Source organism: Streptomyces sp. LMG1-1-1.1 (assembly GCF_040815545.1).
In the GTDB taxonomy this organism is placed as follows: domain Bacteria; phylum Actinomycetota; class Actinomycetes; order Streptomycetales; family Streptomycetaceae; genus Streptomyces.
In genome coordinates this window covers 18,318-33,675 of record NZ_JBFPNH010000016.1, presented here as the reverse complement: position 1 = coordinate 33,675, position 15,358 = coordinate 18,318, and the positions used below count along the sequence as shown (strand labels likewise).

The window sequence follows — 15,358 nt, the reverse complement described above, 5'->3', positions numbered from 1 at the left end:
CGCCGAACGATGTCCCTTTTCGTGGGGGTATCGACTTGTTCGACGACAGCTGGAGGCACCGTGCGGCCGGGAGGTTACGACTACGACACCTACAGCCGACTCGCCGGACCGCTCACGGAGCCGGACCCGGGGGCCTACACGGTGCGGTACCGAAGTCTGCTCGCGAACGAGCCGCACCGCATACGCGCCGTCCTGCTCATGTGCCTCGCGCCGCTCCTGTCGGCGCTGCTCCTCGCCTACCTGGTCTGGCCGACCCACTGGACCGTCCGCGAGGGCGACGACACCTGGCGCGTGCCGTACGACACCGTGATGCTCGTGTCGATCGGCCTCATCTGCTTCTTCATGCTGGTGAACGTCACGTCGATCGCCCACGCCACCATGGTCGCGCGCGACCCGATACCCGTGCGCGCCGAGAAGGACACCCGCGTCGCCTTCCTCACCACGTACGTCCCGGGCAAGGAGCCGCTCTCCATGGTCCGCGCGACCCTGGAAGCCGCCGTGGGGCTGCGGCACGACGGACCGCTCGACGTCTGGCTCCTCGACGAGGGCGACTCCGCCGAGGCCAAGGCGCTCTGCGCGGAACTCGGCGTACGCCACTTCACCCGCGCCGGCGTCCCCGAGTGGAACCGCGGGAAGGGCGTCCACAAGGCGAAGACCAAGCACGGCAACTACAACGCCTGGCTCGCCCAGCACGGCGACGACTACGAGTTCTTCGCCTCCGTGGACACCGACCACGTCCCGCTCCCCAACTTCCTGGAGCGGATGCTCGGATACTTCCGCGACCCCGACATCGCCTTCGTCGTCGGCCCGCAGGTCTACGGCAACTACGACAACCTCGTCACCAAGGCCGCCGAGTCGCAGCAGTTCCTCTTCCACGCCCTCATCCAGCGGGCCGGCAACCGCTACCGCGCGCCCATGTTCGTCGGCACCAACAACGTCGTGAGGATCTCCGCCCTCAAACAGATCGGCGGCCTGTACGACTCCGTCACCGAGGACATGGCCACCGGCTTCGAACTGCACCGCAGGAAGAACCCGGGCACCGGCCGCTTCTGGCGTTCCGTCTACACCCCCGACGTGCTCGCCGTCGGCGAGGGACCGGCCTCCTGGACCGACTTCTTCACCCAGCAGCTCCGCTGGTCCCGGGGCACGTACGAGACGATCCTCAAACAGTCCTGGAAGGCTCCCTTCCGCACCCCGCCGGGCCGCCTCCTCAACTACACCCTGATGCTCGTCTACTACCCGATGACGGCCGTCAACTGGCTCCTCGGCATCCTCAGCTGCGTCCTCTACCTGTGGCTCGGCGCCTCCGGCACCCAGGTCTCCACCCAGGTGTGGCTGATGATCTACAGCGACGCCGTCGCCCTCCAGATCGGCCTCTACCTCTGGAACCGGCGCCACAACGTCTCGCCCCACGAACCCGAGGGTTCCGGCGGCCTCGCCGGCATGGTGATGTCCGCGCTCTCCGCGCCCATCTACCTCAAGTCCCTCGGCTCGGCGATCCTCCGCACCCGCGGCCGCTTCGTCGTCACCCCCAAGGGCGGCGAGGCCAGCCCCGACCGGGTCCGCACCTTCCGCCTCCACCTGTACTGGGCCGTCGTCCTCATCGCCGCCCTCGGCGCCTCCGCCCACTTCGGCCACACCCACGCCGCCATGCGCACCTGGGCCGTACTCGCCCTGGTCATCACCCTCGCCCCGATCGTCGTCTGGACCCTCACCACCGTGCGCGCGCGCCGGAGCCGGCGGGCCCGCGAGCACGCCCGCGCCCGCGTCAGGGCCCGCGGCCTCGCCGACGCCCGCGAGGGCATCGAGGCCCGACCCGCCGTCACGGCGGTCCCGCCCACGCCCACCGGGCCCGCACCGACGACGACCGGAGGGAACTGAGCCATGGCCCACCGGCCGTCGAAGAAGTTCAAGAAGACCCTGCTCGGCAGCGCGGCCGTCCTGCTCCTCGCGGCGCTCAACGCCCCTGCCGCCGTCTCCTTCGCGGAGGAGAAGTACCACGCCTACAAGATCGCCCAGCCCGGGTACATGCGGAAGTACGGCTCCTGGAACGAGGTCGCCGTCCCGGCCCCGTACCGCGTCAACGCCATCCACGCGGCGCTCCTGCACACCGGCAAGGTGCTGCTGATCGCCGGCTCGGGCAACAGCCAGAAGAACTTCGACGCCGGCACCTTCGAGTCCGTCCTCTGGGACCCGGTGAAGAACACCTTCAAGAAGATCCCCACCCCCGAGGACTTCTTCTGCTCCGGCCACTCCCAGCTCCCCGACGGGCGGCTGCTCGTCGCCGGCGGCACCGCCCGCTACGAGATCCTCAACGGCGAGGTGAAGAAGGCCGGCGGCGGCATGCGGGTCAAGAACGAGAGCCCCGACAAGGCGGTCACCCTCAAGAAGGGCACCGTCTTCCGCTCACCGTCCGGGGTCGAGTACGTCTCCAAGTTCGACGTCACCGTCCCCAAGGCCAAGCGCGAGTTCGAGATCTCCTACTTCAAGAGCGGCCAGATGAAGCCGTGGGAGACCAAGGTGACCGCATCCGAGGCGCGCGTCTTCGTCGAGGCGCGCAAGGAGGGCCCGCAGGCCCTCACCACCGAGGCCGCGCAGTACGAGGTCGTCGGCCTCAAGGGCGAGGCCGCCGACAACGTCTACGGCCTCGCGCAGAAGCTCACCACCGAGAAGCAGGACTTCCAGGGCATCAAGGGCGCCTACGAGTTCGACCCCAAGGCCGAGAAGTACATCCCGGTCGCCCCCATGAAGGACGCCCGCTGGTACCCCACCCTCGTCACCCTCGACGACGGCCGGGTCCTCGCCGTCTCCGGACTCAACGACGTCGGCGACGTCGTCCCCGGCGACAACGAGTACTACGACCCCGAGACCAAGAAGTGGTCCAAGGGCCCCTTCCGCTACTTCCCCACCTACCCCTCCCTCTTCCTCACCAAGGGCGGCAAGCTCCTCTACACCGGCTCCAACGCCGGCTACGGCCCCGCCGAGAAGGGCCGCGAACCCGGCATCTGGGACCTGGAGAAGAACTCCTTCACCAAGCTCGGCGGCCTCACCCAGCCCGACCAGCTGGAGACCTCCGCCTCCCTGCTCCTACCGCCCGCCCAGGCCCAGAAGGTGATGGTCCTCGGCGGCGGCGGGGTCGGCGAGTCGGCCAAGTCCACCGCCCGCACCTCCATCGTCGACCTCTCGAAGGACGACCCCGCCTTCGCCGACGGCCCCTCGCTCCCGCAGGGCACCCGCTACCTCAGCGGCGTCCTGATGCCCGACGACTCCGTCTTCACCACCGGCGGCTCCGAGGACTACCGGGGCCGCAGCGGCAGCGACATCCTCAAGGCGCAGTTCTACGACCCGAAGAACAACGCCTTCACCGAGGCCGCCGAACCCACCGTCGGCCGCAACTACCACTCCGAGGCGCTGCTGCTCCCCGACGGCAGGGTCGCCACCTTCGGCTCCGACCCGCTCTTCGACGACAAGGACAACACCAAGCTCGGCACCTTCGAGCAGCGCATCGAGGTCTTCACCCCGCCCTACCTCCACCGGGCGGGCACCGACCGGCCCGTCCTGGGGGAGGGGTCACCGGAACTCGACCAGAACGGCCGCGCCACCTTCAAGACGAAGGACCCCGGCCGGATCGTCAGGGCCCGGCTGATGCGGCCGAGCGCCGTCACCCACACCACGGACGTCGAACAGCGCTCGATCGAAGTCGGCCTGACGAGGAGCCAGGACGGCATGACCCTCACCGTCGACGTACCGCAGGACAGGACCCTCGTGCCGCCCGGCTGGTACATGCTCTTCGTCACCGACCAGGACGGCATCCCGTCCGAGGCGAAGTGGATCCAGGTGGAGTAGGGGACAGGCCCTACTGCTTCGCCCTGCGGGCGAGGCCCAGGGCGTAGTCGGGCCACCAGGTCCCGGCGGACGGGCCGCCCCGGCACGGGCCGTCCGATTCACCGGGGCGCTTGACCCACAGATAGGCGTCGACCAGCTCGTCCCCGGTCCGGTCCGTCGGCGGTACACCGAGGGCCCGGCCCGGCGGATTGCACCAGGCCTCCTCCCGGTCGCCGGGGAGGGGGCCGTCGCCGTTCCGGCTCGTGTCCACCGTGAAGTGGGCGCCGCCGAGCAGCCCCGAGAGCGTGGCGCCGAAACCCCGCACGGTGTCGTTGCGCTGGAAGTTGGACACGTTCAGGGAGAAGCCGTCCGCGCGCGCCACCCCCGCCCGGCGCAGCGGCTCCACCAGCCTGCCCGGGTCGTCGATCCAGGCCGGATTGCCCGCGTCCAGATAGACCCGGGTGCGCGGCTGCCGCTTCAGCCGCTCGATCGCCCCGGCAAGGAGTTCATAGCGCTCGTCGTGGTACTGGGCCGGGGTGCAGCCGTCCACGATGTGCGGCACCGCGTCCGGTTCGAGGACGACGATCGCGGAGGCCTCCCCGATCGCCGTCGCGAAGGCGTCCACCCAGCTCCGGTACGCCTGCGCGTCGTGCGAACCGCCCGCCGAGTACATCCCGCAGTCGCGGTGCGGGATGTTGTACGCGACGAACACGGCCGTACGCTTCTCGGCCGCCGCGCCCCGGACCGCACGCGTGATCTCCGGTACGGGATCGTCGCCGGCCGGCCAGTCCGCGACCGGCCGTTCCGCGATCCGCTTCAGGGCCCGGGCGTCCTCGGTCCTGCCCTGCGCCTCGTACTGGCGCACCTGCTTGGCCGCGTCGCTGTCCGGGTCCACCCAGAACGGCGAGCCCGACGCGGGGGCGGCGGTCTCGCCGCGCGCGGACGGCGGGCCGACGGGTCCCGTCGGCGGCTCGTCCCCGCCGCACCCGGTCAGGAGCAGCGCGGAGACCAGCACCAGGGCGGCGGCGGTGACGGTGCGGCGGGACATCCGGCCCCCAGGGTCGGGTACGCGACGGGACATGCGGCGTCATCGTGACATGACGGTCACTGCGCGTCGGGCTGCGACACCGCGATCCCCAGCGGGGTCCGCTCGTACAGCACCTGATGGCCGTAGCGCCGTGAGGACAGCAGCCCCGCGTCCCGCAGCACCGAGAGATGGGACGAGACCGACGACGGCGCCCTGCCCAGCAGATGCGCCAGCGCAGTCGTCCCCATCGGCTCGTCGAGCGCACACAGCACGTCCGCCCGCACCGGCCCGAGCAGCCGGGCCAGCGCCTCCGGCGTACGGCCCCCCGGCTCGGACCACAACCCGCCGATCCCGCGCGCCGGATACGCCACCGTCGGCTGCCACGGCGGATCGAAGCCGCTCACCACGTCCGGCCAGGTGAACACCGACGGCACGAGCACGAGACCCTGCCCGTCCAGCGGCCGCACGTGCTCGCCGGGATAGGCGACCGTCAGCGTCGCCGTCTCCGCCGCCCAGTCGAAGGCCGGGTGCAGCTCCCCCAGGAGCCGTTCGAGCCCGCCCTCCGCGAGCCGGCGCGAGTGGTACGCCACGTCCGCCTCCAGGAGCGCCCGCAGCCGGGGCCAGTCGGGCTCGATCAGCGCCTCCCACGCGGCCCGCAGCAGATCGGCGAGCCGCTCCACCGCACCGGCCGGATCGGCGAGCATCCGCCGACCCTCCGCCGACTCCGCCGCCCCCGGCGTCTCCGCCAGCGACCGCTCGAAATCCACCAGGGCCAGCGCGGGGTCCGTCGCCCGCACCGCCGCGATCTCCTCGTCGAACGACGCGGCCGGACCCAGCGGCGGCGGATAGAGCGAGTCGGGACTGTGCCCCCGGAGCGGCATCAGCAGATGCAGCGGCCCCAGGTCGAGCCCCCGCGCGGCGCCCGCGATCCGCCGCATCCACGGCAGGTGGTACCCCTGCTTCGCGGGCCGGGCGAGGACGCGCACGGCCGAGTGCGTCTCCCACAGCGGCGAGATCGCGAACCGGATCCGCATCGGATCCGCCTCCCCGAAATGCAGGTGGTACGGCACGGAACCTCCCGGACATTCGGCTGGAGCCGAAAGTCTAGGGTCCCGCCCCCGCGCCCGGCACGCTGCCCTCCATGCCCACGAACGACACCCGGCCGCCGGAACCGGCACCCCCGCACACCCCCGCGCCCGCGCCCGACCCCACCCCGAAGGCGTCCACCGCCGATCCCGCCGATCCCGCCGGTCCCGCCGCGCCCGCCCCGAGCCCCGGCTACCGCGCCGTCTTCGCCGTCCGCGAGTTCCGGTTCGTCTTCGTGGCCCACCTGTTCTCACTGATCGGCGTCGTCGTCAGCGAACTGGCGCTGACCGTCCTCGTCTACGACCTGACCCGCTCCCCGCTCCTCTCCTCGCTCACCTTCGCGCTCGGGTTCCTGCCCTACCTCGTCGGCGGCACGCTGCTCGCCGGACTCGCCGACCGGCTGCCGCCCCGGCGGATCCTCGTCGTCTGCGACCTCGTCTGCGCCGCCTGCGTCGCCGCGATGGTGGTCCCGACGACCCCCGTCGCCGTCCTGCTCGTGCTGCGCTGCGCCATCGCCGTCGTCTCGCCCGTCTTCAACGGCACCCGGATGGCGACCCTCGCCGACATCCTCGGCGAGGGCGACCTCTTCGTCCTCGGCCGCTCACTGCTGCGGATCGTCTCGCAGAGCGCCCTCCTCACCGGCTTCGCCGTCGGCGGAGTCCTGCTCACCGCCGTACCGCCGCGCGGCGCCCTCGCCGTCACCGCCGCCACCTTCCTCGCCTCCGCGCTGCTGCTGCGCCTCGGCACCGTCCGCCGTCCCGCCCGGGCCACCGGGGAGACCCGCGGCGGACTCGCCGGCACCTGGGCCGTACTGCGGAACCGGCGGGTGCGCGCCCTCATGCTGATGTTCTGGGTGCCGCCGCTCTTCGCCGTCGTGCCCGAGGCGCTCGCCGCCCCCTACGCCGACGAGATCGGCGTCTCCACCGCCGCCCTCGGCCTCCTCATGTGCGCGCTGCCCGTCGGCACCATCGCGGGCGAGCTCTTCGCCGGATCGTTCCTCAGCGCGGCGACCCGCTCCCGGATCGTCCTGCCGCTCGCGGTGACCAGCGTCGTGCCGTACCTCCTCTACGCCCCCGAACCCGGCCTCGCCCTCGCGGCCCTCGCGCTCTTCCTGGCCGGCGCCACCGGCGCGTACACCCTCGGCCTCGACGCCTGGTTCGTCACCGCCGTCCCCGAGGAGCAGCGGGGGAGGGCGATGACCCTGATGACGGCGGGCATGATGACCGTCCAGGGCGTCGGCATGGCCGGCGCCGGGATCGCGGCCGAGTTCGCGTCCGTCCACGCGGTCGTCGCGGGCGCGGGAGTGCTCGGCACGATCGCCGTCCTCGCCGTCGTCGCCGAGCTGCGGGCGACCGAAGTTCGAGACGGGGCTGACCGGCATATGACCAGTCGGTAAGGTCGGTGCGTGCCGAAGCCGCTCAGTCTCCCCTTCGACCCCATCGCCCGAGCCGACGAACTCTGGCAGAAGCGCTGGGGCCCGGTCCCCTCGATGGCCGCGATCACCTCGATCATGCGCGCCCACCAGATCCTCCTCGCGGAGGTCGACGCCGTCGTCAAGCCCTACGGGCTGACCTTCGCGCGCTACGAGGCCCTGGTGCTGCTCACCTTCTCCAAGGCCGGGGAGCTGCCGATGTCCAAGATCGGCGAGCGGCTGATGGTCCACCCCACCTCGGTGACGAACACCGTCGACCGGCTCGTGCGGTCCGGCCTCGTCGCCAAGCGCCCCAACCCCAACGACGGCCGCGGCACCCTCGCCTCCATCACCGACAAGGGCCGCGAGGTCGTCGAGTCCGCGACCCGCGACCTGATGGAGATGGACTTCGGCCTCGGCGCCTACGACGCCGAGGAATGCGGTGAGATCTTCGCCATGCTCCGCCCGCTGCGCGTCGCGGCGGACGACTTCGAGGAGAGGTAGCCCCCCGCGAAGATCGTCCGGAACGTGCCGTTACGCTCGACGGCATGAAATCCAGCGTGCTGACCCGCTACCGCGTCATGGCCTATGTGACCGCCGTCATGCTGCTCATCCTGTGCGCGTGCATGGTCGCCAAGTACGGCTTCGGCGTCGGCGAGGACCTGACCTTCGCGGTCTCCCAGCTCCACGGCGTCCTCTACATCATCTACCTCGTCTTCGCCTTCGACCTGGGCTCCAAGGCCAGGTGGCCGTTCGGCAAGCTGCTGTGGGTCCTGGTGAGCGGCACGATTCCGACCGCCGCCTTCTTCGTCGAGCGCAAGGTCGTCGCGGAGACGCTTCCGCTGGTCAGCGGCGCGCGGCCGGAGCCGGTCAAGGCCTGACACCCCACCTCCGCACACATGTGCGGAGGTTTGTCATCGACATTTACTAGGACGTCCTAGTAAATTCGATGCATGGACGCTGACGCCATCGAGGAAGGCCGCCGTCGCTGGCAGGCGTTTGTCATCGACATTTACTAGGACGTCCTAGTAAATTCGATGCATGGACGCTGACGCCATCGAGGAAGGCCGCCGTCGCTGGCAGGCCCGTTACGACAAGGCCCGCAAGCGGGACGCCGACTTCACCACGCTCTCCGGGGACGAGGTGGAGCCCGTGTACGGGCCCCGCCCCGGCGACACCTACGAGGGGTTCGAGCGCATCGGCTGGCCCGGTGAGTACCCCTTCACCCGGGGACTGCACCCGACCGGTTACCGCGGCCGGACCTGGACCATCCGCCAGTTCGCCGGCTTCGGCAACGCCGAGCAGACCAACGAGCGGTACAAGATGATCCTGGAGGCCGGCGGCGGCGGCCTCTCGGTCGCCTTCGACATGCCGACCCTCATGGGCCGCGACTCCGACGACCCCCGCGCCCTCGGCGAGGTCGGCCACTGCGGCGTCGCCATCGACTCCGCCGCCGACATGGAGGTCCTCTTCAAGGACATCCCGCTCGCCGACGTCACCACCTCGATGACGATCTCCGGCCCGGCCGTCCCGGTCTTCTGCATGTACCTCGTGGCGGCCGAGCGCCAGGGCGTCGACCCGGCCGTGCTCAACGGCACGCTCCAGACCGACATCTTCAAGGAGTACATCGCGCAGAAGGAGTGGCTCTTCGAGCCCGAGCCCCATCTGCGCCTCATCGGCGACCTGATGGAGCACTGCGCGCAGGGCATCCCCGCGTACAAGCCGCTCTCCGTCTCCGGCTACCACATCCGCGAGGCCGGGGCGACGGCCGCGCAGGAGCTCGCCTACACGCTCGCCGACGGCTTCGGCTACGTCGAGCTGGGGCTCAGCCGCGGCCTCGACGTGGACGTCTTCGCCCCCGGCCTCTCCTTCTTCTTCGACGCGCACCTCGACTTCTTCGAGGAGATCGCCAAGTTCCGCGCCGCCCGCCGGATCTGGGCCCGCTGGATGAAGGAGGTCTACGGCGCCAAGACCGACAAGGCGCAGTGGCTCCGCTTCCACACCCAGACCGCCGGTGTCTCCCTCACCGCCCAGCAGCCGTACAACAACGTCGTGCGGACCGCGGTCGAGGCCCTCTCCGCCGTCCTCGGCGGCACCAACTCCCTCCACACCAACGCCCTCGACGAGACCCTCGCCCTCCCCAGCGCGCAGGCCGCCGAGATCGCGCTCCGCACGCAGCAGGTGCTGATGGAGGAGACCGGCGTCGCCAACGTGGCCGATCCGCTGGGCGGCTCCTGGTACGTCGAGCAGCTCACCGACCGCATCGAGGCCGACGCCGAGAAGATCTTCGACCAGATCAAGGAGCGCGGCCGCCGCGCCCACCCGGACGGTCAGCACCCGATCGGCCCGATCACCTCCGGCATCCTGCGCGGCATCGAGGACGGCTGGTTCACCGGCGAGATCGCCGAGTCCGCCTTCCAGTACCAGCGGTCCCTGGAGAAGGGCGACAAGCGGGTCGTCGGCGTCAACGTGCACCACGGCTCCGTCACCGGCGACCTGGAGATCCTCCGCGTCAGCCACGAGGTCGAGTGGGAGCAGGTCCGCGTCCTCGGCGAGCGCAAGGAGCGCCGTGACGACGCCAAGGTCCGCGCGTCCATCGACGCGATGCTGGCCGCGGCCAGGGACGGCTCGAACATGATCGTCCCCATGCTGGAGGCCGTACGCGCCGAGGCCACGCTCGGCGAGATCTGCGACGCGCTGCGCGACGAGTGGGGCGTCTACACGGAGCCCCCGGGCTTCTGACGGGCACGTCCGACGCGCAGGGGCGGTACGGGAGTTCCCGTACCGCCCCTGTCGCGTGTGTCGCGTGCGCGGCTCAGCCGCCGGCCGCCGCCACCGCGCCGAGGCCCCCCACGAGGAGGGCGGAGAGGCGGGCCACCCACGCCTCGTCGACGGGCTCGGCGCTGACCAGGGCGCGGTGGACGACCGCGCCCGCGATCACGTCGAAGATCAGGTCGTCGGTGGCGTCGGTGGCCACCGGGTCGCGGTGCGCCGGGAGTTCGCCGCGCTGCTGCGCCCGCATGCGGCCGGCCAGGACGAGGCGCTTCTGGCGGTCGACGATCGAGGCGCGGATGCGTTCGCGCAGTGGTGCGTCGCGGGTGGACTCGGCGACCACGGCCATCAGGGCGGTCTTGGTCTCGGGGCGTTCGAGGAGCGCCGCGAACTGGAGGACGACGTGCTCGATGTCGGCCTGGAGGGAACCCAGGTCGGGCAGTTCGAGTTCGTCGAAGAGGACGGCGACGGCGTCCACCACGAGTTCGTTCTTGTTGGCCCAGCGGCGGTAGAGGGTCGTCTTCGCCACTCCGGCGCGGCCGGCGACGTCCCCCATCGTGAGCTTGGACCAGCCCAGCTCGACCAGAGCGGCCCGGGTCGCCTCCAGGATGGCCGTGTCGGCCTCGGGGGAGCGGGGGCGCCCGGTACGGCTGCTGCGGGGCTTGGTGCGGCTACACATGGAAGCCGACCATACCCGCCGGTAGGTATCGCGCCAGGGGTGCGCGATGTGAGGCAGTTCACCCGGCGGATCGTGCCCGGGCCCTCCCGCCGACTCCCGCTCCGGAGATACGCTACGACCTGTAGCGAAAGGCATTGAGCGGCCTGAGCGACAACCAATGCGCCGGGTGGGGATCCGGCGGGCATCGGGTGGGGACCCGATGCGAACCGAAGACGAAGGACCGTGTCGTCCACGCGTCTCGCAACCGGCGGGAGGCGTGCGGACGGCACGGTTCAGCCATGACTTACCGGTTACGCGCGCGGAGGGGGGAGGATGTACCCATGCAGCCCCGAAACATGTCCATGAGCGGCGTCGTCGACCTCGCCGCGGTGAAGGCGGCCGGAGAGGCCAAGGCGAAGGCGGAGCAGGTGCGCGCCGAAGCCGCCCGGCAGGGTGGTACCGCCGCGGTGTCCCCCTCCGCCCTGGTGATCGACGTCGACGAGGCGGGCTTCGAGCGCGATGTGCTCCAGCGTTCCGCCGAGGTCCCGGTCGTCCTCGACTTCTGGGCCGAGTGGTGCGAGCCGTGCAAGCAGCTCGGCCCCCTCCTGGAGCGGCTGGCCGTCGAGTACAACGGCCGCTTCCTGCTCGCGAAGATCGACGTCGACGCCAACCAGATGCTGATGCAGCAGTTCGGCATCCAGGGAATTCCGGCCGTTTTCGCGGTGGTCGCCGGTCAGGCGCTGCCGCTCTTCCAGGGTGCGGTGCCCGAGGCCCAGATCCGGGAGACCCTCGACCAGCTGATCCAGATCGGCGAGGAGCGCTTCGGTCTCACCGGCATCGTGGTGGACGCGGACGCGGACGCCGACGACTCGGCCCCCGCCGCGCGGCCCGTCGGCCCGTACGACGTGCTCCTGGAGGCGGCCATGTCCGCGCTCGACGCGGGTGACCTCGCCGGGGCCGTCCAGGCGTACAAGAACGTGCTCGCCGACGACCCGGCGCACCCCGAGGCCAAGCTCGGCCTGGCCCAGGCCGAACTGCTCCAGCGGGTGCAGGGCCTGGACGCGGGTGTCGTCCGCAAGAAGGCGGCCGACGACCCGGCCGACGTGGCCGCGCAGATCGCCGCCGCGGACCTCGATCTGGTGGGCGGTCATGTGCAGGACGCCTTCGGGCGGCTGGTGGAGACCGTGCGCCGCACGGCAGGCGAGGACCGGGACGCGGCTCGGCTTCGGCTCCTGGAGCTGTTCGAGGTGATCGGCGCCGACGACCCGCGCGTGACGGCGGGCCGCCAGGCCCTCGCCCGCGTGCTGTTCTGAGGTTTTTCCGCCCCGGCACAGGGCGCCGGATCGTCCGACGATTTGGCGACAGAGCGACAGACAGCGGCCGTGCTTTACCAAAACTTGGTAATCGCGGCCGCTGTTACTTGTAGTAAATCGAATCCCTGATTCTGTCCGGATTCATACGGTGATCTGCTGATATCGACGGTCACACGACCGCACCCTGAGTGCCCGTTCGGCGCCGCCCCGCCATCGCCCGGTTATCCACCCGTTACTAGCGAGTAACGAACCCCCTTGTGCGGGGGCCCGGAATGGACCACGATCGGCGACGCTCGGTCCGAACCGCACCACCCCGGCAAACCAACCGGGAACGCGGCGAAGGTCCCCACCGGGCGGACCGGTGCCCGGCACCGGTCGTGGACAGGGGGGTTCCCGCTCTCACCGAACGGGGCCTGTCCAATCAGGTCACGCGAAAAGCGTGGCCATGGTTGTCGCTCGGGGGTGATCGCCGGTGATTCGGACGCGCAGAGCGCCGTTTGACGCCTCGGCGCTCTCCTTCCCGAGGACGTAGCTCTTCTCCCATCCCAGGACGGGCCCCTGGCCCTTCCGGAGATGTACGTCCGAGAAGGAGGAATTCTCATGAAGTCCCAGGTTCGTGGCGGAACCAGGTGGAAGCGGTTCGCCGTCGTCATGGTCCCGAGCGTGGCCGCGACGGCCGCGATCGGCGTCGGCCTGGCCCAGGGTGCGCTCGCGGCGTCGTTCGCGATCTCCGGCCAGGAGTTCAAGGTCTCGACCGACAAGCTCGAGGGCACCGAGTTCGTCCAGTACGGCAGCGTCGCCAAGGGCAAGAAGCTGGACGGCACGCCGTTCGGTGCCCCGGTCGCCGTCTCCGGCTTCGACACCGCCAAGATCACCAACATGTGCCAGTCCGTCGTGACCCCGGTTCCGGGTCTCGGCGACATCACCCTCCGCCTGGAGGCCGGTACGGAGGGCGCGTCCAACCCCGACAAGCGGGTCGACGCGAAGGACCTGTACCTCGACGTCTCGTACCTCGAGGCCGACGCCGACTTCAAGAACATCGACATCGGCGTCGCCGCCGGTTCGCTCCCGAAGACCCCCGGCGGCCAGGGCATCCAGCCCAACACCCAGGCCAACGAGAACGGCTTCGGCCAGCGCGCCGACGAGGTCACCCTGACCAAGGTCAAGCAGAAGGCGTGGGCCACCACGGCCGCCACCTTCAAGCTCCCCGACCTGAGCCTGTCCCTGCACCGGGGCACGGCGAAGGAGTGCTTCCAGGGCTGATCCGGCCCCAGGGTGCGGGCCGCTCCGGCGGCCCGCACCCGCTCCGGGGACCCGTCCCCGCTTCGTACCTCTTCTCAGCAACACCGCTTCCAGGGAGCTGTTTCCATGAGCGCCGAGACCCCTGCCTCCCACGGAGTCCCCCACCAGGACAACCGGTTCAAGGTCTGGCGGCAGACCCGGCCCTTCTGGGCGGGCCTGCTCACCATCCTCGGTGGTCTGCCGATCGCCTACCTGCCCTACGGGGACATGAGACTCGGCAACATCACCATGGCGATGAAGACGACGGCCGGATCCGGCGCGCTGATCATCGGCGTCCTGCTCATCACGCTCGGCCTGACGATGTGGTACCAGCCCATCGTCCGGGTGTTCGCCGGCGTCGCGACGATCGTGCTGGGACTGGTCTCCATTCCCGTGTCGAACTTCGGCGGTCTCGTCATCGGGTTCCTGCTCTCCCTCATCGGCGGCGGCATGTCCGTCGCCTGGGCCCCCGCGCCGCCGGTCGAAGAGGTCGTCGGCACCGAGGACGACGGTGAGCCGGAAGCGTCCGCCGAGACCGAGGCCCTGTACGCCGCCGGCGTCCCGGAGCAGCGCGAGGCGGAGCACCACCTGACCGAAACGACGATCGACGCCAACGGCGGGAGGAACAGTGCGGGGTGACGAGACTCAGTCGGCGCTCGCGAAGGGGGGACCGCGGCACGCGGCCCCGCGCAAGTCGCTGCTGAACAGGATCCAGGGCCCGGCGGGCAAGGCGATGGCGCTGGCCGCCATGCCGACCGCGGTGCTCGTGGGCATGGGCCTCGCGCCCAGCCCCGCCCTCGCCGACGAGAAGGACATCCCCTTCGCCCCCGGCCCCTGCGTGACGCGCTCCGACGAGCCGTCGCCGGAGGCCACGGAGACCGCGAAGCCGACCGAGACCGCGAAGCCGACGGCCACCCCCTCGGCCACGCCCTCCGGCACCCCCTCCGCCACCGTGACGCCGACGCCGACCGCGACGGCGACCGGGCAGACGGCCGCGCCCCAGACGCAGGAGCGGGCCAAGACCGACGCGCCGGCCACCACGCCGAGCGCCACGCCCACCCCGACCGCCACGCCCACGCCGACCAAGTCGACGAACCCGCTCGACCCGCTGGGCCTCGGCGACGCCCTCAAGGACCTCTTCGACGGCCCGGACCCGAAGCCGTCGGCCACGCCCACGACGGCCGCGCCGACGACCCAGGCACCGGCCCGCCCGGCGGCCGACGACGCCCCGGCCGCGACCGGCGCGCCGACGCCGGCGGCCACCGCCACCACCGCGGCGAAGCCGGCCGCGGACCCGGCCGCCGACACGACGAAGGCCGCGATCCGCAAGGCGGCCGAGAAGGCCGGCGTCGAGACCTCGGAGCTGTCGGAGAAGGCCGAGGGCCTCGACGTCACGGCCGACGAGGACATACCCGAGGGCGCCAAGCCCCGCTTCCCGTGCCCCGAGCGCGACGACGCGGCCCTCGCCGCCGCCGACCTGGAGCCCGGCCTCGCCCTGCTCCCGGACGAGCCGTGGCGCCTGGAGAGCTCGCTGCTCACCCTCAAGGGCCTCAAGTACCACGGCATCGTCGAGGTGAAGACCTACGGCGGCAAGATCAAGAAGGTCCTGAAGTTCACCGCCACCGGCGTGGACATCAAGGACCTGCACCAGATGACGGAGCACTCCGAGGGAGTGGCGCACGTCCGGTCCGCCCAGGGCTCGACGTCGACCATCACCGACGGCACGGTGACGATGTACACGGAGGAGCTCAAGGGCAACCTCCTCGGCATCATCCCGATCACCTTCGGCCCCGAGTCCCCGCCCCCGCTCGACCTCCCGTACGTCTTCTTCACCAACGTGAAGCTCAAGCAGGCCGGCCAGTTCGGCGGCACGCTCCGCGTCAAGGGCCTCCGGAACTCGATCGAGGCGAACTGACCCCCCTACCACTCCGGGAGCCGCACACGGCGAAGCCCCCGTCCGCACCGGACGGGGGCTTCGTCGTGTC

13 protein-coding genes are annotated in these 15,358 nt (G+C 71.1%); 10 read left to right on the top strand and 3 right to left on the bottom strand.

Going from position 1 to position 15,358, the window contains the following annotated elements; genetic code table 11:
- Window positions 1-60: 60 nt before the first annotated feature.
- Window positions 61-1,881: a glycosyltransferase family 2 protein gene (locus MRBLMG1_RS07410; RefSeq protein ID WP_367821953.1), complete on the top strand. Its 1,821-nt coding sequence runs from the start codon at window positions 61-63 to the stop codon at window positions 1,879-1,881.
- Between the two features lie 3 nt (window positions 1,882-1,884).
- Window positions 1,885-3,846 carry a galactose oxidase-like domain-containing protein gene (locus MRBLMG1_RS07405; RefSeq protein WP_367821951.1) on the top strand — a complete coding sequence of 654 codons (1,962 nt, stop codon included), beginning with the start codon at window positions 1,885-1,887 and terminating at the stop codon, window positions 3,844-3,846.
- 10 nt (window positions 3,847-3,856) lie between these two features.
- On the opposite strand, the gene MRBLMG1_RS07400 is transcribed toward MRBLMG1_RS07405, so the two are convergent.
- Both MRBLMG1_RS07400 and MRBLMG1_RS07395 read right to left on the bottom strand, forming a co-directional pair.
- Complete coding sequence (locus MRBLMG1_RS07400) at window positions 3,857-4,906, bottom strand: glycoside hydrolase family 6 protein (protein ID WP_414721507.1); 1,050 nt, start codon at window positions 4,904-4,906, stop codon at window positions 3,857-3,859.
- Between the two features lie 23 nt (window positions 4,907-4,929).
- Window positions 4,930-5,922 carry a DUF5937 family protein gene (locus tag MRBLMG1_RS07395; protein ID WP_367821949.1) on the bottom strand — a complete coding sequence of 331 codons (993 nt, stop codon included), beginning with the start codon at window positions 5,920-5,922 and terminating at the stop codon, window positions 4,930-4,932.
- Window positions 5,923-5,993: 71 nt separating this feature from the next.
- Between MRBLMG1_RS07395 and MRBLMG1_RS07390 the strand changes: the two genes are divergently transcribed.
- The 4 genes from MRBLMG1_RS07390 to MRBLMG1_RS07375 all read left to right on the top strand — a co-directional run bounded on the left by MRBLMG1_RS07390 (window position 5,994) and on the right by MRBLMG1_RS07375 (window position 10,091).
- A complete protein-coding gene (locus MRBLMG1_RS07390) occupies window positions 5,994-7,334 on the top strand; it encodes an MFS transporter (RefSeq protein WP_367821947.1) in 1,341 nt (446 codons plus the stop codon).
- 9 nt (window positions 7,335-7,343) lie between these two features.
- Window positions 7,344-7,853, top strand: a complete 510-nt coding sequence (locus tag MRBLMG1_RS07385; RefSeq protein ID WP_367821945.1) for a MarR family winged helix-turn-helix transcriptional regulator — start codon at window positions 7,344-7,346, stop codon at window positions 7,851-7,853.
- 44 nt (window positions 7,854-7,897) lie between these two features.
- Window positions 7,898-8,230 carry a DUF3817 domain-containing protein gene (locus tag MRBLMG1_RS07380; protein ID WP_367821943.1) on the top strand — a complete coding sequence of 111 codons (333 nt, stop codon included), beginning with the start codon at window positions 7,898-7,900 and terminating at the stop codon, window positions 8,228-8,230.
- A 160-nt stretch (window positions 8,231-8,390) separates the two neighbouring features.
- Window positions 8,391-10,091, top strand: coding sequence for an acyl-CoA mutase large subunit family protein (locus tag MRBLMG1_RS07375; protein WP_367821941.1), 1,701 nt, complete (start codon window positions 8,391-8,393; stop codon window positions 10,089-10,091).
- A 73-nt stretch (window positions 10,092-10,164) separates the two neighbouring features.
- Here the strand turns inward: MRBLMG1_RS07375 and MRBLMG1_RS07370 are convergent, their stop codons facing one another.
- Window positions 10,165-10,800 carry a TetR/AcrR family transcriptional regulator gene (locus MRBLMG1_RS07370; protein ID WP_367821939.1) on the bottom strand — a complete coding sequence of 212 codons (636 nt, stop codon included), beginning with the start codon at window positions 10,798-10,800 and terminating at the stop codon, window positions 10,165-10,167.
- Window positions 10,801-11,120: 320 nt separating this feature from the next.
- Between MRBLMG1_RS07370 and MRBLMG1_RS07365 the strand changes: the two genes are divergently transcribed.
- From MRBLMG1_RS07365 to MRBLMG1_RS07350, 4 genes are all read left to right on the top strand, one after another.
- Complete coding sequence (locus MRBLMG1_RS07365; protein WP_367821937.1) at window positions 11,121-12,092, top strand: tetratricopeptide repeat protein; 972 nt, start codon at window positions 11,121-11,123, stop codon at window positions 12,090-12,092.
- A gap of 600 nt (window positions 12,093-12,692) precedes the next feature.
- Window positions 12,693-13,355 (top strand): DUF6230 family protein, encoded by a 663-nt coding sequence (locus tag MRBLMG1_RS07360; protein ID WP_367821935.1) that lies wholly within the window; start codon window positions 12,693-12,695, stop codon window positions 13,353-13,355.
- A 105-nt stretch (window positions 13,356-13,460) separates the two neighbouring features.
- Window positions 13,461-14,012, top strand: coding sequence for a DUF6114 domain-containing protein (locus tag MRBLMG1_RS07355; RefSeq protein ID WP_367821933.1), 552 nt, complete (start codon window positions 13,461-13,463; stop codon window positions 14,010-14,012).
- Window positions 14,002-15,288 carry a hypothetical protein gene (locus MRBLMG1_RS07350; protein ID WP_367821931.1) on the top strand — a complete coding sequence of 429 codons (1,287 nt, stop codon included), beginning with the start codon at window positions 14,002-14,004 and terminating at the stop codon, window positions 15,286-15,288. The genes MRBLMG1_RS07355 and MRBLMG1_RS07350 overlap by 11 nt, the downstream gene beginning before the upstream one ends.
- Window positions 15,289-15,358: the final 70 nt, after the last annotated feature.